Below are 23,330 nucleotides of genomic sequence, written 5' to 3' on the forward strand. Positions count from 1 at the left end.
GTCACAAACGCATACTATGAAAAACATACTAATTCCAACAGATTTTTCACCTAACGCTATGCATGCCATTGCATATGCATTACAACTCTATAAATGTGAACGGGCTACCATTTATTTTTTACATGCATATGCCGATGAGGTCTACGGACCATTCAAGAAAAACGGAGGAAAATCTTTTGAAGAGCAAAAAGTAAACATTAAAAAAAATGTAGATGAATCTCTAAAAAAGTTGGTAGATAAACTTACCAAAAAGTACCACAACCCAAAACATAAATTTGAAACTATTAGCGCTTTTGAGTCCTTAGTAGATGCAGTAAACGATTTTTCTAACCAGATTAATGTGGATCTTATCATTATGGGTACCCAGGGTCAAACTGCGAATAAGAAAATCACATTTGGCAGTCATACCGTACAAGTTTTTAAATATGTGTCTTGCCCAGTATTGGCCATTCCAGAGGATTATGAATACCAACAACCAAAAAAGATTGTTTTTCCAACAGACTACTTATTGCCTTATAAAAGAAGGGAATTAAAACTTTTAAACACCCTGGCAGCTGAATTCAAATCAGAGATTCACTGCCTTTATATTTCAGATTTTGAGAACCTTAGTCATAGACAATTGGACAATAAACGTTTCTTACAGGAATCATTGCCAGACGCCTACCTGTATTTTAAACGGACCCCTGTAAAGAATAAAGGAGAGGCCATTACGGAATTTATTACTGAAAACGATATGGACCTTCTTGTAATGGTTAATGCAAGACATTCCTTCCTGGAGGACATGTTGTACCGGTCAACGGTAGATGAAATAGGATTACACCCTAAAATTCCATTTTTGGTAATGCAGAACCTTCCCAGATAATTATAACGCGATGAAAACGAAAAAGATATTACTACCCACAGATTTTTCAGATAATGCCTGGAACGCAATTACATATGCCTTAGAATTTTTTAAAAGTGAAGTATGTAAATTTTATGTACTACATACCTACACGCCTACTTTTTACCGCTTGGATTATATGTTGGGTGGCCCAACCTACAGTGCCCTTCCAGATATGGGCGTAGATGTTGCACAGGCAGGTCTGGAAAAAACCATGATCAATATCAACCTGAAATTTAAAAATCCTAAACATAAATTCGAGACCCTTTCAGCTTTTAACACCTTAACCAATGAAGTCATGGAGCTTACCGCAACCAAGGATTTTGACATGATCGTTATGGGAACCCAAGGTGCTACGGGTGCCAAAGAAATATTTTTAGGTACAAATACCGTTCATATCATCAGAAAATCCAAAATCCCCGTGTTGGCCGTTCCTGCCGGGTCTAAATTCCGTGGAATCAAGTCTGTTGTATTTGCTACGGACTATGCTAAATCCTATAAAGAGAAGGACCTGCAAGTTTTATCCAATCTTCTTAGCGCCCAAAAAGCAAAATTGACCGTTTTGTACATAAAGGAAGACTATGATTTAGCCGATGAACAGCAGATGAATAAAGAGATGCTGGTTCGTTATTTTAAAAAATTCAAACCCCTGTTTGTGGAGGAAAGGGGGAAATTGATGCCCCATGCCGTCCACGAATATATAGCGGAACATGAAAATGAACTTTTAGTGATGATGAAAAGAAAGCATAGTTTTTTTGAGCGACTGCTGATTCAACAGAATACAGACGCCATAGGTTTTCACACTACTGTTCCCTTTTTGGCCATCCCGGAAATGCTTGATACTAAAACTACCAAACCATGAAAAATATCGTAGTCCCAATTGATTTTTCCGACAACGCTTGGAATGCCATTTTTACGGCGGTAAAATTGTATGCCGATGTAGAATGCAAATTTTATCTCTTGCACGCGTACACACCAAAAACCTTAAACCTGTTGAGTAGTAAAAGCCAACAAAGACTGGGAGTAATCTATAATTCTTTGTCAGAATACTCTACACAGGAACTTCAGAAGGTGATGGACTATATGAGGGAGCATCATCAAAACCCAAAGCATAGTTTTGAGCCTGTTTCAAAATCGGATACCGTAGAAGAAGCGGTAGCACAATTTATTGCGGAAAAAGATATTCATTTAGTCTGTATGGGCACTAAAGGAGCAACTGGATCTAACCAGGTTTTTATGGGAAGTAATACAGTAAAGGTGTTGAAAAAAATAAAGGACTGTCCCATTTTGGCCGTACCGGACGACTATAATTTTCAATCGCTAAAATCATTGGCTTTCCCGACCGATTTTTCAAAAAAATACGAAAAACACCAACTACTGCCTTTGATAGAATTGGCATCGCTCTGGAAAACCAAAATTCAAATCGTTCACGTAGCAGTAGAGTTTGCGTTGAACGATCAACAAATCATTCATCAGAATCTATTAAAAGGGCGTTTGGCGGATTTGGAAGTAACCTTCGTTAATATCGACTTTGAGGCTAACATAGCCCATACCCTTGAAAAGTTCATAGAAAAAACAGAGGTACAAATGATGGTCATGATACGATACCATCATACATTCTGGGAAAAATTTATAGGAGAACCAGTGGTCAAAAAAATGACATTTCATACCGAGGTACCTTTATTGGTTTTACCCGAATAATAGGATTAATTAAATTTAATTTTAGAAATCATGAAATCGAAGCATATACTTTTACCTACAGATTTTTCGGTAAACGCGAAAAATGCCATTGATTATGCCACACATCTCTTTGAGAAGGAAGAATGTATTTTTTATGTCTTAAATTCCTTTGAAGTTGGAGCATCGGGGTTGAGTAGCACCATGGGTAAGGCAAAGAACACACGTTTGTACCGTGCTGTAAAAGAGGAATCCGAACGAAGCCTCAAGAGGTTGTTGAAAGAATTAAAATCCGAAAACAAGAATCGCTTGCACGAATTTAAAGGCCTGAGCATTGGAGACTCCTTATTAAATGCGTTGGGAAAAACTTTTATCGACAATAACGGGAACTATATTTTTATGGGCACCAAGGGTTCATCAGCGGTAAAAGAGGTTTTCATGGGAAGTAATACGGTAAGCGTCATAAAAAATCTCGATTTCTGCCCCATTGTGGCCGTTCCCGAGAATTACCATTTTGAAATTCCAGAAGAGCTAGTTTTTGCAACTAATTTTGAACATGTATACGCGGAGGCAGAACTAAATCCGCTGATAGATTTAGCGAAATTATGGGATTGTGAAATTATCATTCTTCATGTGGATATGGGCAAAAAGTTGTCACAACAACAAGAGACCAGTAAGAATATTTTGACCAAACGTTTGGAAGGTATACCGTACCAGTTTGTAGAGGTCAAAGGAGAATCAAAGATTTCGAATGCCATCCAATCCTATACGGCTAAAAATGAGAAAGTTCATTTGATAGCCATGGTGAACTATTGGCACAGCTTTTTTGAGCGATTAACCAGGGAGAACGTGATTAATAGAATTGCCTTTTCTACTGAAGTTCCTTTCCTGGTAATTCCCCTTATTGACCGCTAAAGAAATAAGGCTTCCTTTCTTTACCGATAAAAAAAAGATAGTGGGAGGGTTACCTGCTCTATGTACAGCATTGTTAGTTGTTTCATCATCACACTGCTGTACAGGGAATCCAATGCGAGACAGTTCCTTTTTTACCTTATCCAAGGCCAACTGACCGTTACAAAGAAAATGAAGAATACCGCGTTCCACATCAATATCAAGAATCCGAATATCCAAAATACGATTCAGGTTTCTAATAATTACGGGCTTACAGGATTCGGAGTCTAAATTTTTAAGAGTGGCGTGGGCTTTCATAGTGTATATCTTTTGGGTTAACATGCAAAATAATAACAGGTACTAACATCTAAAATGATATTAATCAGTTGAAAGAAACTTTATGTTTTTTTTATTTGTACATGAATGTAAAAAGTTATGGTACAAGAGGTAGTATTAGGCATAGATATCGGCGGAAGCCTTACAAAAATAGGGCTGGTAACACAGGCAGGAACCATAGTTACAAAGACAGTCTTTAAAACCGAGGCCCAGAAACCATTTCCGGACTTTATGAAAAAATTGAAATTAGAGGTAGACAACCTTATTTCAAATTCAGGTCCGGATATCAAAATACTATCCGTTGGTGTTGGTGCGCCAAATGCTAATCCGTACACAGGTCAAATTGAAAACCCACCTAACCTCAAATGGGGTCCGGCCACCCCGATATCTAAATCTATAGAACAAGCGTTTGAATTTCACGTCTCTTTGGCAAACGATGCAAATGCTGCGGCTTTGGGTGAAATGCTTTATGGTGCTGCAAAAGGCATGAAAAATTTTGTTACGCTTACATTGGGAACAGGACTCGGCAGTGGTTTAATCGTGGATGGCAAATTGGTAATAGGCCAACATGGTGTGGCAGGAGAACTTGGGCACGTAAATGTAGACCCTTATGGGCGTAAATGCAACTGTGGTCTACACGGTTGTCTAGAGACCTATGCATCCGTAACCGGGATTAAAAGAACTGTTTTTGAGTTGATATCGAACATGCGGGAAGATTCACCCTTGCGCAGCCTTAGCTTTGAGGAATTGACCGGAACAGCAATTTCAGATGCCGCCCTAAGCGGCGATGTTATCGCTTTAAGAGCTTTTGAAAGAACCGGGGAAATATTGGGAAGTAAAATGGCGGATACCGTTGCCCATTTAGACCCTGAAGCATTTATACTATCAGGAGGTTTGAGCAAAGCAGGTGAAATACTTCTAAATCCTGTAAAGACCAGTATGGAAAATCATCTTTTCAACGCTTATAAAGGCAAAATAAGTGTACTGTTATCGAAAGCCACCAGTGCTGATGCAGTTTTGGGTCCGGCAGCTTTGGCTTGGACAGCGTTGGAGAGGACAACGGTTATATGACGATTGTCATTTGTAAGTTTCAAAAACACCGATACATTTAAGTTCAAACGCTACCAAAGATGAAGAATATACTTATACCGACCGATTTCTCAGAAAATGCTTGGAATGCCATTACTTATGGAATTTCATTTTACGAAAAAACGCAATGCATCTTTTATCTTGTAAATGTTCATCCCGTTACGGCACATTCAGGTGGGGAAGCTACTATGTTCGTTGCTCCGGAAATACTAGAGGAAAGTATTCTAAGCGAGAACAAGGAAAAAATGAATAAATTATTGCAGCGGATAGAACGTTTGCCCGTAAACCCAAAGCATACTTTTCAAACTGAAGTTTTGTACGGGTTTTTTACCGATTATATTAAAGAAGAGGTTAAAAGCAAGGACATTGGCCTGATAATTATGGGTACAAAAGGTGCAACGGGCCTTAAGGCTATTTCCATGGGTAGTAATACGGGAAATGTAATCACCAAAGTGCCCTGTGCGGTTTTGGCCGTTCCGGAAAACGCCGTCTTCAGCAGGCCAAAAGAAGTAGGATTTCCAACTGACTATATATTGGGCTACGGTACTAAAGTAATGGAAAATATTAAGGAATTGGTAATGCTCTATAAATCGGCACTAAGGGTTTTGTACGTTACTTCCAAAGATGTTAACCTTACCCGTACCCAGATTACGAATCAAGAGTTCTTAAAGGAATATCTATCTGGCACGGAATGCTCTTTTCATACCCTAACGGGTAAAAAATTGGACGTGGCCGTCCAACATTTTGTTGAAAGTCGCGAATTAGATATGATCGTAATGGTAGCCAAAAATCTCAATTTTATAGAACGTATTCTTTTTAGGCCCACAGTTGAAAAAATTAGCTACCATACTACGGTTCCTTTCCTCGTAGTTCATGAGTGAATTCTGGAACAGCCTAGTATATGTCTATAAGATCATGCCAAGACCCAAGACTAAAAAAGAACTACTAGCTTTAAGCCAAGCGAACTATAAGAAACTTTTAAAATATGTTGAATCGTTTGCAGAAATAAAGCGCAAAGAAGAATTCCCGAAAGGCTATTTGAACCGTAATATTACAGATGTTCTTGCCCACCTACACCACTGGCATCTGCTTCTATTGGAATGGTACAAAACGGGAATGGCAGGTGAAAAACCTGATATACCTTCTTTGGGATACACTTGGAAAACTTTACCCGACCTAAATCGAGCTATTCAGAAAAAATATGAGAACGCTTCTTTTATGGAGGTGAGAAAACTGTTGGATGCTTCTTATAATTCCGTTCAAGAACTTATTGAAAAACATTCAGACCAAGATTTATTCGAAAAGAAAAAGTACAAATGGACTGGTTCCACTTCGTTAGGCTCCTACCTAATTTCAGTAACTTCCAGCCATTACGACTGGGCCTATAAACTTATTAGGAAAGCCTTAAAACAGAAGGAAAAGGGCCAAACTTAGGAATGGGATTTAATAACCTGTACAATATCGTTCTTCTGCAAAACGCCGGACTGCCGCCACAATTGTTTTCCCTTTTTAAATAATAGCATAGTGGGTACTCCCCTTACGTTATATTTTGAGGCGATCGAACCATTCTTGTCCACATCTATTTTTACAATTTTGATAGCCTCCCCCATTTCGTCCTTAACCTGTTTTAAAATCGGGGCCAACATCTTGCAGGGTCCACACCAATCGGCATAAAAATCTATTAAAACGGGAGTCTCCGAATTAATGATTTTGGAAAAACTACTTTTCATGCATTTATATTTTAAACTATAAAAATACCAAAATTGACAACTGCGCCAACTGACCAATATCATGGTTTTTAGATTTCTTCTCCCCTAGTTTTATACCGTAATCATAAACTACGGGCTATGAAACGAATTCTTTTACCAACCGATTTTTCAGACAATGCATATGATGCCATAGTCTACGCCCTATCAACCTTTAAGGATGAAAAGTGTAAATTTTACTTATTGAATACCTACACGCCTCCTATTTATCACACGGAATATCTGGTTGGTAGTCCAGGTCAAATTGGATTGGGCGATGTAATGCAAGAAAATAGTATATCCCAATTGGAAGAATTAAAAGACCAATTGGAAAAACAGTATAAAAATCAAAAGCATTCCATAATTGTCCATTCAGCCTTTAATACATTATTAGGTGAAATCTCCGATATGGTAAAGGCAGAAAGAATAGATTTGATTGTGATGGGTACCAAAGGAGCAACGGGGGCTAAGGAAATTCTGTTCGGTACTAATACGGTACACGTTATTAAGAAAGCTTATTCTCCAGTAATAGCCGTACCTCCAAAATTCAGTTTTGAAGCGCCAAAGGAAATTTTGTTTCCCACGGATTATGAAACAGCGTATGAAAAGAGCATGTTGGAACCTTTACTGTCGATTTCTTCTCTGCATAAATCCAGAATAAACGTAATGCATGTGCGCACAGGGTATGATTTAAATACGGCACAGTTAAGTCATAAAGATCAGCTTGAAAAATTCTTAGGTAATTATGCATTATTTCATGAAGTTCCCAATAATGGCGTAATAGCAGCAGTAAACGACTTTCAGGTGAAGTCAAAAATAAACCTATTGGTCATGGTACAGAATAAGCACACTTTTATGGAACGATTGTTCATAGAGCCGGTAATCAAAAAAATTGGTTGTCACGTGACGGTGCCGTTTCTAGTCCTGCAACCCGAATAAAGAAAATAGTATGAGAAACATTCTCGTGGCAACCGATTTTTCGAACAATGCGTATTGTGCACTGTTTTATGCAGCTAAATTGTTGGCAGCCGAACCTTGCACTTTTCATATACTAAATGTATATAATGAAAATACTCCTCTACAAGGCAAGAAGCCGAAATTATTCAGTACCAAGAAACATATGGAACATCTGCGAATAGAGTCCAAGGAAAAATTGACGAGCACCCTTCATAGAATAGTGACGGACGATGAGAACTCTAAACATAATTTTAAAATACTATCAAAAAAAGGGATCATATCAAAAGTAATCGCCAAAACCATTGATGAAAAATATATAGACTTGGTGGTTATGGGCAACAAGGGACTAACCGAAGCTGCGGACATCTTTTTTGGGAGCAATACGATACGAACGGTAAAGCAAATAAACAAGTGTCCCGTTCTAGCCATTCCTGGAGAAATGGATTTTACTCCGCCAAAGGAAATTGCATTCATAACCGATTTTAAGAAGGGCTGTGACAAAGAGGCTATTGGTCCTTTACTGTTTTTAGCTTCACTCTCCAAGGCTTCGATCAGGGTGATGCACATTACCGAGGAGAAAATTTTAAACAATGAACAGGAATCCCATAGAAAACTTTTGGAACTCTGTCTTAAGGGTTTTGACCACAGCTTTCACTGGATGCAAGCATTCGATGATAAAGCCAAGGTTATAGATATTTTTTTGAAAAACCTAAAAGTAGATTTGTACGCCATGGTCAACCATAAGCACAAACTCTTTGAAAAATTGACTCATGAACCGGTTATAAAAGATGTAAGTATGTATTCCGGTATTCCATTTTTGATTCTCCCTACGAATGAATAAAGCTTATTGTTTGCTACACATTAAGTACTTCCATTATAAACTAGAAATTAAACAGAATTTATAGGCTAAGGTGATACTATGACAGGCACTTCATTTCTTATAATTTTTCAAAATAAAATATACTTCTACAATGAAAAAAATACTCCTTCCTACGGATTTTTCCAACAACGCTTTTCATGCCTTGACCTCCGCAAGTGAGCTTTTGAAAAATGAGGAATGTCAATTCTTTGTTTTAAATGTCTTTACGGAGAAGAAAGGCTTCAAAAGCGATAGTATTGAGGATGCAAAAGAGAGAAAATTACAGAATTGGAAGGAAGAAGCAACAACCCGTCTAGAACGCTTCGTTAATCGAATAAAAAAGCAAGGGGAAAACCAAAAACATACTTATAAGCTACTCGCTAAACGTAAGGATTTGATTCACGCTATAGATAAACTAGTTGATAAACTTGATATCGACTTAATTGTAATGGGTAACAAAGGGAAAAAGAGTAGTATCCCACTATTTTTAGGAAAAACAGCTACCCAGACCTTACATCACGTAAACAAATGTGCGGTTCTGACCATTGCAAAAAATACCTCATATGCTGTACCAAAGCAAATTGCATTCGTTACCGATTTGAAAAAATCCTTTACGGCAAATGACATGGAACCATTAAAACACATAGCCCTTCTTAATGGTACTCCCATACAAATAGTACATATTGATGAGAAGGAGCAAATGGATAAATCCCAACAGTCTAATCTAGACGAACTTTTGTCCTACTTAAAACCCACGGAAACTGCTGTTCACCATATGCCCAATTTCATTAGCAAAGCAAAAATAATTGAGGTTTTTATAAAAGAAACAGGTATAGATATGTTGGTCATGGTAAACAACAAGCATGGATTTTTAGAAAAAATGTTGCGTGAACCCATTATAGAGAAAATGGTTTTTAATATTGATATTCCTTTTCTAGTAATACCGGAAAAATCCTAACGGCCCAATGGCACCATGTGGCTTCAGCATATAATGCTTTCCAATTCTAAATAGCAACTGATAATCGTCATAGGCAGACTTAAAATGTGCCTTTACATTTACCCTATATAAAATGTAAAAAATTATGGATAAAAGAATATTAGTGCCTACGGATTTCTCTAAAAATGCGCTCAACGCAATAAGGTACGCCCTTGACCTTTACTCAAAATTGAACTGTGAGTTCTATTTTCTGAACGTTTTCCGTTTGGACAATTATACGACTAGTACATTGATGATACCAGAACCTGGAAGCGCAGCATATGAGTCCGCAAAATTAGAATCCAAAAAAGGATTTGAAAAACTATTGGATATCCTAGAACTTCATCATGACAACCCTAAACATTCCTACCATACGATATCTACTTTCAACTTTCTCTCCGAGGCATTGAAGCAGACTATAGCAGAAAAAGATATTGATTTACTGGTCATGGGAACTCAAGGTGCCACGGGGGCGAAAGGTGTAATTTTTGGAAGCAATACGGTTCTGGCCATGGAGCGGATAAGGGAATGTCCAGTTCTTGCCGTGCCTGAAGATGTACGATTTTCGGCACCCAATGAAATCGTGTTTCCAACAAACTACAAGTCCGATTTTAAACGTAAGGAACTAAGATACCTTATCGAGATTGCGAAAATGCACGAAGCATCCATAAGAATACTTTATGTATCCAAGAAGGATACCCTGACGACGTTGCAGGAAAACAATAAACTCTTATTGGCACAGATACTAGATACCGTAGACCATAGTTTCCACACCCTGTCCAAAAAAGACGTTTCGGACGGTATCATGACGTTTGTGGAAAGCAGGGATAGTGACATGGTGGCCTTCATTAACCATAAGCACTTTTTCTTTGGGAGCGTATTTTCCAAGCCCTTGGTCAAAGAAATTGGCTATGATGCCACCGTTCCCATTTTAGCATTACATTAAAATAAAAGTTATGAAGAATATTGGTATTTGGATGGATAAGGAAAAGGCCCACGTTATAAGTCTCGATGGCGAACAGGAAACATTTAATACGATTCTGTCGGAAATGGACTTTTTTAAACCCTCAGGTGGATCGCGAACAAAATCGGCAAAATGGGGCCCACAAGATGTAGTCCAGGACAGTAAGTATTTGGAGAGGGAAAAGCATCAATTAAAAAATTACTTCAGCAAATTGGTGGATGCTATTGGGGATGCAGATGCTATTGCCCTTTTCGGACCGGCGGATACAAATGAGAAGTTCCGAAAAGAATTGACAAGCAATCATAAGGACTTAGCGGCCAAATTGAAAAGCGTGGAAAAAGTGGATAGTATGACCGAAAATCAAATAAAAGCTTTAGTCAGAGACTATTATAGACAGCAAAGGTAATTCTTTATTGTCTTTACAAGGACCGGTACAGCCTAATCGTTTTGGCGGCTTAACAAATTAATAGCTATGAATGAGCTTTTAGATTTTTTTGAAAACCCTGTCATTGTCAAAGCAACAAAACTAATACTTTGGGTGCTGTTCATTGTATTGGCCATAGGATTTCTCAGGAAGCTACTAAAACGAAAAATCAATGACGCTGCTATCCGATACAAGGCCCAAAAAGGGGTTGAAGTATTTGGATATGTACTAATTGGACTATTGATCCTTATATCGTTTACGGTACAAAACTTTGAGGACTACACTATAATAATAGGCCTGTTCACGGCTGGTATTACATTTACGCTACAAGAATTAATCTTAAGTATAGCAGGTTCTTTTTACATCTTTTTCGTTCGTGTCTACAAACCTGGAGATCGAATAGAACTAAATGGAATTAAAGGGGACGTCATTGACATAGATAGTATTTACACAACGATGATGGAAATGGGCGAATGGGTAAGCAGCGATAATTACTCTGGTAGAATCGTAAAAATCAGCAATGCCTTTGTTTTTAAAGGCCCTATAAAAAACTATTCCATGGATTTCCCTTTTGTTTGGGATGAGTTGAATATTCTATTTACATACGATTCCGATTTAGAAGCAGGAAAGCAAATCGTATTGAACAGTGCGTTGGAACTACTTTCTGATTACACCAAAAATTCCCAGACTAAATGGGAGGATATGGTAGAACGGTACTATATAGAAAACGCAACATTAGAGCCAACCTTGGCCGTGAGTCTTACCGATAATTGGATAGCAGTTAACCTAAGGTATATTACAGACTATAAATTGAGAAGAGCTACTAAACACAAATTGTTTCAGCACATTGTAAATGCTGTATCTGAAACAAACGGTAAAGTCACCTTGGCATCCACCACCTTACAATTACTGAAAATACCGGAGTTAGAAGTGAATCTAAAAAAACAAAATGTATAAGGATACCGAAATCGATATTATTAAATCATCTGGAGAAAAGGCTAAATTTTCTATGGATAAGCTTCGTAATTCATTAAAACATAGTGGAGCTGACCACAATTTGATAGAAGAAATTGTTGACAAGGTATGTGATGAACTTTACGAAGGTATCTCTACCAATGAGATTTATAATAGGGCTTATGCCCTACTTAAAAAGAAGAAGTCGGTATTTGCTTCCAAATACAAATTGAAAAAAGCGATTTACGAACTTGGTCCCACAGGTTTTCCTTTTGAACGCTTTGTAGGAGCACTGCTGGAATATTCCGGCTATTCCACTCAAGTGGACGTTATTATGAACGGAATTTGTGTAACCCATGAAATAGATGTGGTTGCAGAAAAAAATGGACAAACCACTATCATTGAATGTAAATTTCATGGTGAAGAAGGCCGTAACTGCAACGTAAAAGTGCCACTTTACATACATTCCCGATACAAAGATGTAAAAGCTCATTGGACTGCTAAAAAAAACGAAACAAGAGCACTGGACAGGGGTTGGGTCGTGACCAACACGCGCTTTACAGAACACGCCATAGAATATGGGAAATGTGCCCGACTGTATCTCCTTAGTTGGGACTATCCCAAAAACGATGGATTAAAAGATAGAATAGACAGGTTGGGCCTATATCCAATTACGGTTTCTACCCTGTTGACTAATAGAGAAAAACAATTTTTATTGAGCAGGGATGTAGTGTTATGCCGTCAACTGTGGAAGGACAAATTCTTTTTAGATCATTTAGGAATATCCAAACCCAGAAAAGAAAAGATTCTTGAAGAAATAAAACAACTCTGTAGTTCTTAGAATATGAATTCGATAAAAATCCATTTTTTAGGAGCTTCCGGAACCGTAACAGGCTCCAAATTTTATATGGAAACACCCGAGCTGAACCTAATGATAGATTGTGGGATGTTTCAAGGGCTAAAAGAACTTCGGCAAATGAATTGGGAACCCTTGCCCATCGATACTTCAAAAATCGATTTTGTATTGTTAACACATGGTCATCTAGACCATACGGGGTATCTTCCCCGCTTGGTCCAGGAAGGTTTTAAAGGCAAAATCATTGGAACAGCACCTACCCTAGCAATAACGCGAATCATTCTTTTGGATAGTGCCAAAATCCATGAGGAGGAAGCCGAACGGGCTAACGAAGAAGGATATAGCAGTCATCATCCGGCGTTACCTTTTTATACAGTAAAGGAGGCAGAAAGAGCTATTGCCCTATTTCGCTTTGAAGAAAAAGAAGAATGGACCTCGATATCCGAACACATCCGTTTCAAATTCAGGTATAATGGCCATATTATTGGTGCAACTTTTATAGAACTAGAGGCTTTTGGAAAAGTATTTGTGTTTTCAGGAGATATAGGGAGAGAGAAAGATTTTTTATTAGCGCCTCCAGAACGTCCTAAATGGGCAGATTATCTTTTTGTGGAAAGCACCTATGGCAATAAGCTGCATCCCGAAGAAAATGTGGAAGAAATAATGATAGCACTGGTCAATGAAACTATTACCCAAAGGGGAAATCTTATTATTCCCTCTTTTGCGGTGGAGCGCTTACAATCCTTAATGTACCTGCTTTGGCAATTATACAAGAAGAACAAAATTCCCAATATTCCAATTTTCATCGATAGTCCTATGGGGAACAATGTACTATCCGTTTTTGAACAATTCCCAGACTGGCATAAACTTTCCATGACCACGTATCAATCCATGTGCAATCATTTTAACATTATAAGCTCTTATGGCGATACTTGGAAAACTATTGATGACCCTAGACCAAAAATCGTGATAGCGGGTAGCGGTATGGTCACTGGTGGCAGGGTGCTGACCTATTTAAAGCAACTCATAGATATATCTACCACTACAGTATTGTTAGTGGGCTACCAAGCTGAGGGAACTCGGGGTAGACAACTTTTAGATGGTGCCCACGAAATTAAATTATTTGGCAAATACTATCCTGTTAAGGCAAAAATTAGACATGTGGAAAGCTTATCCGCCCATGCGGACCAACAAGGATTATTACAATGGATGGAAAATATTAGAAATATGCCAGAAGAAGTTTTTCTTGTTCATGGCGAGCCTACCGCTCTGGATGCCTTTAGGTCAAAAATCCGTGATGTAAAAGGTTGGACAGCACATATTCCAAAATTGAAGGAGACAAAAGAGTTTCTCGTGTAAAGTGTACTTTTCTGACTTAGGTCATTGTATGCTTTTATAGGGGAAAGTAGATTTAAGAAATTACCCCATTAAACTATGGAAAAGGAACACATAAGTACAGGTCAAGAGAAAAAAGTAGAGGAACTTCACTGGGAAATTCAACGTTGGAAATCGAACTTTCAATTTATGGACGATGAGCTACTTTTTATAGGCCGTCTTATGGACAGTTATATTTTTGAACCGAACACGCCCAATCTTTTTGAGCGACTTCAGAATTACAAAACACGTATCAAGAAAATCGATACCTCAAAGAAAAAGGTGCGAGACGAAATTTCAAAACACGAAAACACTTTAGGCGGCATGTTAGAATGTACCGATAGTGCTTGCGATTTAACCTATTATCGCAAGCATGACAAATTACAGTCCCAAGTGGACGCTTGTTTTGAAGATTTCCGAAAATTGAAATCAGAAATTTTTAATTATGCGGGCGGTATTTTAAAAAGACGTAAACCATAGACATCCGTAGGGCAGTCCTTCCCTTTTAAAAACTGATTATTGTCATTTTTATTCATTACGGGTTGCGATACCTTTAATCTATTGAAATATCTAAATAATTAAAATGCATCCATAATGAGCACCAAGCAAACGGCAAAGAGTTACATAGAGTGGTTTAGTGCAGGTGAAATGCATGAACATTCCAAAAAGTGGTTGTCAGAGCTATCCTTTATTAAGGATGAACAGGAATTTTTGAAGAACCTAATTCAATCTTTTGCAATAAAACCACTGGACAAAAAAGAGTTTGGTAGAATCAACGATTTCAAAAATGCATTGGCAGAAAATAAACGAAGATTGAACCTCATTTTCAAACAGGTGCAAAAACATATGGGCCAATTGGAAATTATGATGGATGGAGTAGATCAAATCGAAATGGAACAGGCGTATAGAAAGACGCACAAGAAACTTTTCCTTAAGATGAACAATTACCTTCTAGATTACAGGACGGTTAAAAAGAAAGGTTTTGTCCAATTATCCTCTATCCTTAAACACGGCAAGCAAAAAATTGCCTTGGGAAACCCAAATTACGAGGTTAGAAAAATCAATAAAGAAATGATGGATTTATGAAAAGAATTTCAATAGTATTCGTGGTATTTATTTTTGGCTGCTCATCCGTAAGTCTAGTGGAGAATTGGAAAAATCCTGATATCGTATTGTTCGACGCTGACAAGGTTTTGATAGTAGGAATGACCCAAAATGAAGAGGCAAGAGCAAATTTTGAAGATCAGCTAAAACGGGAATTCACAAAAAGGAATGTGGAGGCTATGTCAAGTTTGGATGTTTTTGACGTGAATTTTACCGACTCCAGAAAAACTGAAGAAGAACTTGATGACGTAGAGCAAAGTCTACTGGATAAAGGGTTTGACGCCATCCTTTTTACCAAGATCATAGGTTCGGAAAATCGGCGGAGTTTTATGAAAACTATTTCCAGTTGGGATAATTACCAAGGTAGGTTCAACGATGATTACCTTACCCATCAAGAAATCTATTACGATGAAAGCTACTACGATACTTTTACGGTATACCATGCACAGACAACACTTTATTGTATTTGTGAGGGCAAAGAAAGAGCAATGATTTGGAGGGGCAGTATAGATATTACAGATCCTGAGAACGTAGAAAAGTCGGTAAAGGACTATATCAAACTCGTAGTATTGGCCCTTGAGGAACAAGATTTAATATTCAGAAAAGAAAAGCAAGCGAATAATGAAGTTACTGGTCTATAGTGCTAAGAATTTTGAAATACCCTTTTTAAAGAGAGCAAATAAAAACAACCATAAGGTAACCTACCTAAAGGAGGCTTTGGATACTGATACGGCCATAAAGGCTGTCGGTTTTGAGGCCATCAGCATCTTTTCTGGAGATGACGCCTCTTCTATTGTCTTAGAGAAGCTTTGGGATATGGGTGTAAGGCACATTACCATTAGATCTTCCGGTCATAATAATATTAGCCTTAAAACAGCCAAAAGCTTCGGTTTCAAGGTTGCAAATGCACCCGACTACTCTCCTCATGCCATTGCCGAACATGCCTTAGCGCTATTATTGGCATTAAATAGAAAAATAGTTTTGGCCGACACACAAGTGCACCAGTACAATTTTCTACAAGATGACCTAATGGGTTTCAATCTACATGGCAAAACGGTTGGTATCATTGGAACAGGAAGGATTGGAAGTATTATGGCTAAAATAATGCACGGTTTTGGCTGTAAAATATTGGCCCATGACCTTGAGCCTGATTATGACCTTATAGAATTATGTGATGTTACCTATACCGCATTGGACAACGTGTGTAATCAATCGGATATCATAAGCCTACACATTCCCCTTTCTTATGACAACTATTATTTGATCAACAAGAACAAACTGGCGCTGATGAAGCAAGGAACTATTTTGATTAACACTGCCAGGGGTGCGGTAGTTGAAACCGATGCATTGATTGATGCATTGGAGAACAAGCACCTTGGTGGTTATTGTACAGATGTATACGAAAAGGAGAAAGGAATTTTCTTTAAGGATAATTCCAAGGATGGAATTAAAGATGAACGTTTAAAAAAATTATTATCCTACCCCAATGTACTCCTAACTCCCCACCAAGCATTTGTAACCAAAGAGGCATTGGAACGTATTGCAGAAATCACTTTTGACAATATAGACTCTTGGGCAGAAGGTAAAATTGGTAAGAATGAATTGGGGTTGGAACTCGTCAACTCATAATAATGGACTAAAGACCTTACCAAAACCTTCCTGTAACTTGTTAATCCATGGTCTTACTAAATGCTCTTGGTAGGAAAGCATTTTACTTACATTGGCATCCCTGAGGAAATCTTCTTTCAACAATTTTGCAAAGTTTTCGTCATAGACAATAGCGTTAACCTCATAATTCTGCTCAAAACTACGGTCATCTAAATTTGCCGTACCTATGGTACAGATCAAATCATCACTGACGATAATCTTACTATGCAGAAAGCCATCTGGGAAAAGATAGACTTTGATTCCGGATTTTAAAAGCGCTTCGAAATAGGAGCGCACACTCCAGTTCACGATTTTGCTATCTGCCTTTTCTGAGATCATCAAACGAACATCTACTCCTCCAAGTGCTGCGGTCTGCAGTGCTTGCATGATGGCTTGTCCAGGAATTACATAGGGATTTGTAATGTAGAGATAGTTCTTGGCCTTATTGATTATAGTAAAATAGGCTTGCTCCAGTGCAGGAAAATCATCATCGGGCCCGCCAGAAACAATCTGAACGAGTTTATCGGCATCATCATTAATTGCTAACTCCTCGGGTGGCATCAGTTCAATTGTTTTTTGACTTACCAAGAACCAGTCCATAGCAAATAGATAATTAAGATGGTTAGCCGAAGGTCCCTCTAAGCGGAGATGCATATCGTGCCAATTTCCTAGAGCAGTATCTCCTTTTAGATATTTATCGGAAATATTTATGCCACCAGTGAAGGCGATTGTCCCATCTACAACAATAATTTTCCTGTGATTCCTATAATTTAATGAGGACAGAAATCGACCAAATTTAAAAGGAAGAAACGGATATACTTCTACCCCGATTGAAGCTAATTTTTTTAGATAAGACTTACTTAAGGAAAAGCTTCCGATACCATCATAAATCATCCTAACGCTGACACCCTCCTTTATTTTCTTTTCAAAAAGGACTAACAACCGATCGGCCAACTCTCCTTCCTCAAAAATGTAATATTGCAAGTGTATCTGAGTTTTGGAACTTTCCAAAGCATTGAAAATAGCTTCAAAAGTGCTTTTCCCGTCCTTGAGTAGCTTTAATCCATTATGGGTGGTTGGAGGAAAATGTGAGTTCCTATAGACTAGCATCATCAATTTTCGATACTTACCTTGTAACGATGCCATGTGAACCGTAGTAGGTTTGGGTAGATTGAAAAATGCACTTTTTTTTATCTTCAGTAATTTATTCTTTCTTCGATTCCTTCCCAAAAGCAAGTAAAGCAAAATACCGCCAATAGGAATTGTAAATACGGCCAGGAGCCAAGAAAGTGTTTTAGATGGTTTAGCACCATGTAATAGAATACTTATGACAATTGAAATGGCAAGAAGTAGATAAATGAGAATAAAAAAAGTGGTCCACACAGATTTTTATTTTGGATTTTGGCGAGCTTTGAATTTGCGTCACCCTTACATCAATTTGAAATTAACAGGAATACTGTAGGGAACTCTGACCGCCCTTCCCCGTTGCTTTCCAGGTATCATCTGTGGTAATAAAGCTATGATGCGTTGGGCTTCCTTTTCTAGAAGTTGATCAGGACCCCTTGATTTGATATTGGTGATATGGCCCTGCTCATCAATTATAAATTGAACATATACTTTTCCTTGAACTCCCATTTCAAGGGCAATTTGTGGATATTTGAAATTTTTTACGACATGTTCCTGTATTTTTTGCTGGAAACAGGCTCTTTGTTCGTCCCTTGTACCCTTTTCGCAACCGGGAAAAACAGGAACATCCTCAATAACGGCAAAAGGTACGGTTACGTCCTCTTCCACTTCATCAACGTTTATATCATCTACAGAAACAATCGATGCTTCAATTTCCGCATTTTGATCAGTTTCAGTACTTAGTATGACCGATTCTTCAATTTCTTCCGCATCCTCCACAATTTCAATAATGGCCGGGGCTACAGGAGGTGCAACCGGGGGCGGTAATTTTATATTTTCTATAAGTGGGACTTCCTCATCTAAATCAGGTTCGACCATATGTGCAATAATAATGGCCTCTGTGGTGGTATCATAGCTTTTGTACTCCAATGCCCTCCAAGTAATGAAGAGTACCAATGTCAACCCTAAGACAAAGAATAATCCACTGTCCCGGTTCAAGTCTGCTTTTGGATTCTTTTTGGGTTTCATGACCTTAGGATTTATTATTCCTAAGTTACTTCGAGGGGCGTATTTATTCTATGACATTTATCAGTTTCATAATCTGCTTGAAAAGACTTGGAGAACCTGAATTATTTAATATTTGTACACTAGCTTAAAAACTCTTATTCTCTAACACTAAAACTATTGATCTGATTAGTAACGGAAATTTCAAGTTCTTAGCTCTTTCAGTTAAAATAGATGTAAGCTACTTTCTAAGAAAAAGTTCGGAGGGTCTAATCTTCTTGCCAGAAAGAATAAACGACAAAAAGCTGGTAAATAAGTAGGCTTCAAAAGAAAACCACTTTTTTATTACTTGCTAGTGAATTTTTCAAATAAGCGGTTCTTACATGGTAGACCTATTAGCTTAATCCACTGAATGTGATCCATCGTAAATGAAATGTGACATTAATCAACTGCCAAGCCACTCTGTTCATAATTTTTACAAATACCATAAACCAACTTAGCAGCTGTGAATTCGTAGTTATCAGATTATTACCTTGTTCTCTTTTTATGTCATCTAAATGAAATTTTGCTCCTAGTACCCATTAACATTGGTTGGAAAAATCTATCATTTTAAGATTTAACATTGTTCAAACCCAATGATTCCATGGTTTTTTTAAAATGTTATTCAGTGTTGGTACGAATATCAAATGTCCGAATAGTGTCATTTTAAACTCGATAATGTTAAACAAATTTCTTTAATTATTTTAATTTTGATAGGTAATATCAATCTAATGTTAGGGTTAAAAGAAGACAATCCTTTAAAAATGCTTCGCGAATTCTCTGTCCACCTCAATGGTGATCTCATTGAGAATTTTGGAGCAGCTAAAATGACCATAGATAACCAACATGGAAAAGGTCATATAAGCCTCTATGAGTTAATCCCTGGATTTAGTGCATGGGTTTATAACATCGAGCTAGCAAATGAACTTATTATAAATTTAGAATTTTCAAAGGACAGACCTTACTACTTTGGTTACAATGTTTCCGGACATCAATTTCAGAAATTTCCAGGAGAAAAAAAGCGTCAGGTTATCCAGCAAAATCAAAATTTCATTATTATCAGCGAACCTGGAACGAGTTCTGAATTTGTAGTGCCCAGCGGAATACATTACAAATGTTGTTACTTGATTATAAATCCGGTACAATTGGCCAACTCCAAAATACAGAGTAAAACCAGGTTATTAGAGCAGTTAAAAGAAACCTTCGGAGAATTTGACAGTAAGCCCCCCTATCGGTATTTTGGAGATATAGATACTAGAATAGGTTCTTACGCAGAAATAATAGTGAAGAACTCAAGGACGGATATTGTAGGTAGGTTAACAACAGAAGGGGCGGTCCTTAATATGCTGGCCTCACAGATTGCTGCACATGATCAAGACAACAGGACGGAGAGCTTCAGACCACAATTAACGAAGTCGGAACTTTCTAAAATTACCGATATAGGGGATTATGTTATTAATCATATTTCCGAAAAAATAACCATGCAGGATATTATGGGCTATCTCAGCATGTCTCCAAAGAAAATACAGGCAGGAATTCAGTATTTGTACGGTAGCTCAGCAAACGATTATATCACAAAATTGCGTTTGGAGCATGCCAAAGAGCTCATGCATGCCACCGATATGAGTATCTCTGAGGTTTGTTACGGCGTAGGCTATCAAAGTAGGAGTTATTTCTCCAAGATTTTCAAGGAAATGCACGGGTTGCTGCCAAGCGATTATAAGAAATACTATTTGAACGAGAATTTATTGTTCGATATCAGTTATCGTTCACTGGCTGTGGATTCCCTAACCAACAAACAGGTTGATTGGATTGTAAATACTGCAAGGGAAATGAATCCGGAATTCAATATAACAGGTAGCCTGATATTTCACAGAAATATATTTTTCCAAATAATTGAAGGCCCTAAAAAAGAGGTTCTTCAACTGTACGAAAATATAACGAAAGATAAAAGACACACAGATGTTCAAATCATGTGGAAAGGCTACAAAGTAAAACGAGATTTTGAAGATTGGGCCATGGCCACCTTGAGCGATGATGGTAATCTAGAGGTGTCTATTCAGGGAGATACTAAAAATTTAGAACTAAGCCATGTTCTAGGTAAGCTAGATAAATCTAGTCTTGCATCTGAAAGCTTATGGCGCAAAGTGCGTAACATCATAAAACTCTCTAGCGATTCTGCAGCCTAAATTCCATTTAAATTTTTCTCTTATTTTTCCTATTTATTTTAAATCACCTTTAGGTAAGGCATATTTGTAGATAAATCCCTTTGTTCAAATATTCACCAATCATTCATTTTGATTGGAATTGATTTTTGGGAGGGAACTTTTTTATTGTGGACTCAACCATATCGTAACTGTCCTTCACCCTCCAGAAGCTTATTTACTTGTACCCAGAGGGCTAATTTTGAAGAGCCAGGGGATTTAACCATTTCCGAATCATGAAATATCTGGTCAAAAAGTAAACGCTTATCCCTAATTTGGTCGGATAAGTCGTCCAGATTGTTATAAACCATGCTGAACTTAGAAAACAAAGGATATAGGTTTTCTTCCAAATTTAAAAGAACAATGTCCTTATGGCGTTCATCCTTAGCAATCTTACCAAAAAGCCTTCTTACAACTTTCTCCTCCCCTTCAAGAAGCTGAACAAAATTATTATTATGATGTAAAAGGCATCCTGTAATATTATTCTTTTTGTTGTTTATTCTAGACCGTTCCATCATCGTTCGTAAATCCATCTGATAGAAGTCCGGTTTTGCTGTTGAACGATATATGAGCGAAAACATAAAACAATTTTTAAGGTTATTATTCGAAGTTAGCTTTACCAAAGACAAAAAATTACCTCTTAACAAAAGAAAAAAGGCTGATTAAATGAAAAAGTCCTTCTAGAAATAAAAAAAGACGATGGTTTATGATAAAATCAGTAATTATTCAATGAAGCAAAAAAAAATCCTCATAAAGCTATTCCTATATCCTTACTCAACCTATTTTTAGGTTTTAGTTATTGCCATGAGAAGTATAAATAAAGACCATCTAGAAAACAAACCTAATTTTTCCTTGGTGAGAATGATTAAATTCTCCATCGTAATTGCCATTGCAGGACTTTTAATGTGTTTCGTGTTCTTAATAGGGGATAAGTTATAAATCCTAAAATTCTTAAGCCTTTCCTCCATTAATAAATCTACTGTAACTCCGGAAGCTCAAGAACCCTTTCCGGACCGTAAAATTTTAAGGCAACGGCAAATAGGATCACAGACAATATCATACCAATCATAAAGACGGTATAAGTCCATCGTAACAATCGATATTTCCGTTCTAGGACGACCCCAAGAAAATAGAGATCCTTAGTTAAACTACTGTATATGTAATCCTTGTCCTTAATGAGTTCTTTCATTGCCCATTGATATTGATCGAGCTGCATTTTATGAAAATTTCCAAAAAAGAGCAGGTTTACTTTTTTGGAAGTTACCTCTTCTTCGGTGAATTGACCACTGGTCACATTCGGCTTAGTAGCCAATATGGACATAACCATAGAAACAACACTGAAGATGACGAACAAGGCCGTTGGATAGATAAGATAGTCATTTGAAGGATTATCCAGTTTAGGAATTAAATTGGCCAAGGCCAGCGAAATGATTATAGCATTAACAGACAGTAGGATATTGGCCTTAGTGTCCGCAATATCACTCAACTTAATATGGTTGCGTAAGGTAACCCGGTACAGCGTTTGAATTCCGCGGTCCGGTAAATTACCTTTGTACTTAGCTTTTAATGATTCCTTTTTTACCAGTTTTTTACTTTTCTTCTTCGCTTTGATCAGCTTCTTAAGGTTTTTATCTTTTCTACTCTGCCAATTTTCGATGGCATAATCTGTATAAAACCGATGGGAATTATTGAGAAATCTAATGTTTTCCCTGCGCCATTCATCAATCGTATAATGGGCTATGCCTAAGGAAGAAAGTTCAACCCTTAAAAGTTCCGAAGCGGTTAAAAAACTCTTTTTGGCCAGGTGCGAAGAATCCGCATCTTTCATTATTTTTTCCAAAAGATTTTCCGGTTGGTAATTTCGTTTGGTAGCCCTGATCAAGGAAAGAACTTTATCAATAAAGTCATCCGTACATCCCTCTTTAGAAAGAAATTCCTTTACTATCTGACAACTTTTTTCTTCATGATTGTCATAGGATATGGTGTATCCTACATCGTGGAACCAAGCTGCGACCTTTAAGGCCTCTGCGTCTTCGTCCTCTATACCAATTTCCTCGACTAAAGTTGATACGCTATTAACTACCCTTTGTGTATGACGCAAATTATGGTATAGTGAATCTGACGACGTCTCGGTAGTCAACTTTTGAGTAATATATTTGTCTGATTTATCTACTATTGCTGTCATACTTTAGGAATTTAGATATTTTGAAATTAGCTTAAAACC

At 37.5% G+C, this 23,330-nt stretch carries 26 protein-coding genes; 20 read left to right on the forward strand and 6 right to left on the reverse strand.

Going from position 1 to position 23,330, the window contains the following annotated elements:
- Nucleotides 1-16 precede the first annotated feature (16 nt).
- The 4 genes from N8A89_RS04815 to N8A89_RS04830 are packed head-to-tail and all read left to right on the forward strand — an operon-like array spanning nucleotide 17 to nucleotide 3,472.
- Nucleotides 17-862 (forward strand): universal stress protein, encoded by an 846-nt coding sequence (locus N8A89_RS04815; RefSeq protein WP_281541234.1) that lies wholly within the window; start codon nucleotides 17-19, stop codon nucleotides 860-862.
- A gap of 10 nt (nucleotides 863-872) precedes the next feature.
- Nucleotides 873-1,742: a universal stress protein gene (locus N8A89_RS04820; protein WP_289645007.1), complete on the forward strand. Its 870-nt coding sequence runs from the start codon at nucleotides 873-875 to the stop codon at nucleotides 1,740-1,742.
- Nucleotides 1,739-2,581, forward strand: coding sequence for a universal stress protein (locus N8A89_RS04825; RefSeq protein WP_281541237.1), 843 nt, complete (start codon nucleotides 1,739-1,741; stop codon nucleotides 2,579-2,581). Before N8A89_RS04820 ends, N8A89_RS04825 begins: the two co-directional genes overlap by 4 nt.
- A 30-nt stretch (nucleotides 2,582-2,611) precedes the next feature.
- Nucleotides 2,612-3,472 (forward strand): universal stress protein, encoded by an 861-nt coding sequence (locus N8A89_RS04830; protein WP_281541238.1) that lies wholly within the window; start codon nucleotides 2,612-2,614, stop codon nucleotides 3,470-3,472.
- On the opposite strand, the gene N8A89_RS04835 is transcribed toward N8A89_RS04830, so the two are convergent.
- Nucleotides 3,392-3,766 carry a hypothetical protein gene (locus N8A89_RS04835; RefSeq protein WP_289645008.1) on the reverse strand — a complete coding sequence of 125 codons (375 nt, stop codon included), beginning with the start codon at nucleotides 3,764-3,766 and terminating at the stop codon, nucleotides 3,392-3,394. The genes N8A89_RS04830 and N8A89_RS04835 overlap by 81 nt on opposite strands.
- Nucleotides 3,767-3,883: 117 nt before the next feature.
- On the opposite strand from N8A89_RS04835, the gene N8A89_RS04840 reads away from it, so the two are divergent.
- From N8A89_RS04840 to N8A89_RS04850, 3 genes are read left to right on the forward strand one after another with little or no spacing between them, the layout of a single operon-like run.
- Nucleotides 3,884-4,855 (forward strand): ROK family protein, encoded by a 972-nt coding sequence (locus tag N8A89_RS04840; protein ID WP_281541240.1) that lies wholly within the window; start codon nucleotides 3,884-3,886, stop codon nucleotides 4,853-4,855.
- Nucleotides 4,856-4,914: 59 nt separating this feature from the next.
- On the forward strand, nucleotides 4,915-5,754 hold the full coding sequence (locus N8A89_RS04845; RefSeq protein ID WP_281541241.1) for a universal stress protein: 840 nt from the start codon (nucleotides 4,915-4,917) through the stop codon (nucleotides 5,752-5,754).
- Nucleotides 5,755-5,788: 34 nt separating this feature from the next.
- A complete protein-coding gene (locus tag N8A89_RS04850; protein ID WP_281543340.1) occupies nucleotides 5,789-6,307 on the forward strand; it encodes a ClbS/DfsB family four-helix bundle protein in 519 nt (172 codons plus the stop codon).
- Here the strand turns inward: N8A89_RS04850 and trxA are convergent.
- The gene (gene trxA, locus N8A89_RS04855) at nucleotides 6,304-6,603 is read right to left on the reverse strand and encodes a thioredoxin (RefSeq protein WP_281541242.1); all 300 of its coding nucleotides are present in this window, start codon (nucleotides 6,601-6,603) and stop codon (nucleotides 6,304-6,306) included. The genes N8A89_RS04850 and trxA overlap by 4 nt on opposite strands.
- 117 nt (nucleotides 6,604-6,720) lie before the next feature.
- Between trxA and N8A89_RS04860 the strand changes: the two genes are divergently transcribed.
- The 12 genes from N8A89_RS04860 to N8A89_RS04915 all read left to right on the forward strand — a co-directional run bounded on the left by N8A89_RS04860 (nucleotide 6,721) and on the right by N8A89_RS04915 (nucleotide 16,715).
- A complete protein-coding gene (locus tag N8A89_RS04860) occupies nucleotides 6,721-7,557 on the forward strand; it encodes a universal stress protein (RefSeq protein WP_281541243.1) in 837 nt (278 codons plus the stop codon).
- A 10-nt stretch (nucleotides 7,558-7,567) separates the two neighbouring features.
- Nucleotides 7,568-8,416: a universal stress protein gene (locus tag N8A89_RS04865; protein ID WP_281541244.1), complete on the forward strand. Its 849-nt coding sequence runs from the start codon at nucleotides 7,568-7,570 to the stop codon at nucleotides 8,414-8,416.
- Between the two features lie 130 nt (nucleotides 8,417-8,546).
- The gene (locus tag N8A89_RS04870) at nucleotides 8,547-9,392 is read left to right on the forward strand and encodes a universal stress protein (RefSeq protein ID WP_281541245.1); all 846 of its coding nucleotides are present in this window, start codon (nucleotides 8,547-8,549) and stop codon (nucleotides 9,390-9,392) included.
- A 124-nt stretch (nucleotides 9,393-9,516) separates the two neighbouring features.
- Nucleotides 9,517-10,356: a universal stress protein gene (locus tag N8A89_RS04875; protein ID WP_281541246.1), complete on the forward strand. Its 840-nt coding sequence runs from the start codon at nucleotides 9,517-9,519 to the stop codon at nucleotides 10,354-10,356.
- A gap of 10 nt (nucleotides 10,357-10,366) precedes the next feature.
- Nucleotides 10,367-10,780: a hypothetical protein gene (locus N8A89_RS04880; RefSeq protein WP_281541247.1), complete on the forward strand. Its 414-nt coding sequence runs from the start codon at nucleotides 10,367-10,369 to the stop codon at nucleotides 10,778-10,780.
- Nucleotides 10,781-10,846: 66 nt separating this feature from the next.
- Nucleotides 10,847-11,755 carry a mechanosensitive ion channel family protein gene (locus N8A89_RS04885; RefSeq protein WP_281541248.1) on the forward strand — a complete coding sequence of 303 codons (909 nt, stop codon included), beginning with the start codon at nucleotides 10,847-10,849 and terminating at the stop codon, nucleotides 11,753-11,755.
- The gene (locus N8A89_RS04890) at nucleotides 11,748-12,593 is read left to right on the forward strand and encodes an ATP cone domain-containing protein (protein ID WP_289645009.1); all 846 of its coding nucleotides are present in this window, start codon (nucleotides 11,748-11,750) and stop codon (nucleotides 12,591-12,593) included. The genes N8A89_RS04885 and N8A89_RS04890 overlap by 8 nt, the downstream gene beginning before the upstream one ends.
- Before the next feature lie 3 nt (nucleotides 12,594-12,596).
- A complete protein-coding gene (locus N8A89_RS04895) occupies nucleotides 12,597-13,967 on the forward strand; it encodes an MBL fold metallo-hydrolase RNA specificity domain-containing protein (protein ID WP_281541249.1) in 1,371 nt (456 codons plus the stop codon).
- A gap of 75 nt (nucleotides 13,968-14,042) precedes the next feature.
- Nucleotides 14,043-14,462 (forward strand): hypothetical protein, encoded by a 420-nt coding sequence (locus N8A89_RS04900; RefSeq protein WP_281541250.1) that lies wholly within the window; start codon nucleotides 14,043-14,045, stop codon nucleotides 14,460-14,462.
- Nucleotides 14,463-14,576: 114 nt separating this feature from the next.
- Complete coding sequence (locus tag N8A89_RS04905) at nucleotides 14,577-15,068, forward strand: hypothetical protein (protein ID WP_281541251.1); 492 nt, start codon at nucleotides 14,577-14,579, stop codon at nucleotides 15,066-15,068.
- Entirely contained in the window at nucleotides 15,065-15,727 is a 663-nt protein-coding gene (locus N8A89_RS04910) for a hypothetical protein (protein WP_281541252.1), read from the forward strand. The genes N8A89_RS04905 and N8A89_RS04910 overlap by 4 nt, the downstream gene beginning before the upstream one ends.
- Nucleotides 15,708-16,715: a 2-hydroxyacid dehydrogenase gene (locus N8A89_RS04915; RefSeq protein ID WP_281541253.1), complete on the forward strand. Its 1,008-nt coding sequence runs from the start codon at nucleotides 15,708-15,710 to the stop codon at nucleotides 16,713-16,715. Before N8A89_RS04910 ends, N8A89_RS04915 begins: the two co-directional genes overlap by 20 nt.
- On the opposite strand, the gene cls is transcribed toward N8A89_RS04915, so the two are convergent.
- Both cls and N8A89_RS04925 read right to left on the reverse strand, forming a co-directional pair.
- Nucleotides 16,710-18,116 carry a cardiolipin synthase gene (gene cls, locus N8A89_RS04920; RefSeq protein WP_281541254.1) on the reverse strand — a complete coding sequence of 469 codons (1,407 nt, stop codon included), beginning with the start codon at nucleotides 18,114-18,116 and terminating at the stop codon, nucleotides 16,710-16,712. The genes N8A89_RS04915 and cls overlap by 6 nt on opposite strands.
- Nucleotides 18,117-18,161: 45 nt before the next feature.
- On the reverse strand, nucleotides 18,162-18,887 hold the full coding sequence (locus tag N8A89_RS04925; protein ID WP_281541255.1) for an energy transducer TonB: 726 nt from the start codon (nucleotides 18,885-18,887) through the stop codon (nucleotides 18,162-18,164).
- A 746-nt stretch (nucleotides 18,888-19,633) separates the two neighbouring features.
- On the opposite strand from N8A89_RS04925, the gene N8A89_RS04930 reads away from it, so the two are divergent.
- Nucleotides 19,634-21,091 (forward strand): BLUF domain-containing protein, encoded by a 1,458-nt coding sequence (locus N8A89_RS04930; protein ID WP_289645010.1) that lies wholly within the window; start codon nucleotides 19,634-19,636, stop codon nucleotides 21,089-21,091.
- A gap of 152 nt (nucleotides 21,092-21,243) precedes the next feature.
- Here N8A89_RS04930 and N8A89_RS04935 read toward each other — a convergent pair whose 3' ends face one another.
- Nucleotides 21,244-21,687, reverse strand: coding sequence for a BLUF domain-containing protein (locus N8A89_RS04935; protein WP_281541258.1), 444 nt, complete (start codon nucleotides 21,685-21,687; stop codon nucleotides 21,244-21,246).
- A gap of 395 nt (nucleotides 21,688-22,082) precedes the next feature.
- Nucleotides 22,083-23,291, reverse strand: a complete 1,209-nt coding sequence (locus tag N8A89_RS04940; RefSeq protein ID WP_281541259.1) for a Pycsar system effector family protein — start codon at nucleotides 23,289-23,291, stop codon at nucleotides 22,083-22,085.
- Nucleotides 23,292-23,330 lie beyond the last annotated feature (39 nt).

The sequence above is a fragment of the Maribacter aestuarii genome, from assembly GCF_027474845.2.
GTDB lineage: Bacteria > Bacteroidota > Bacteroidia > Flavobacteriales > Flavobacteriaceae > Maribacter > Maribacter aestuarii.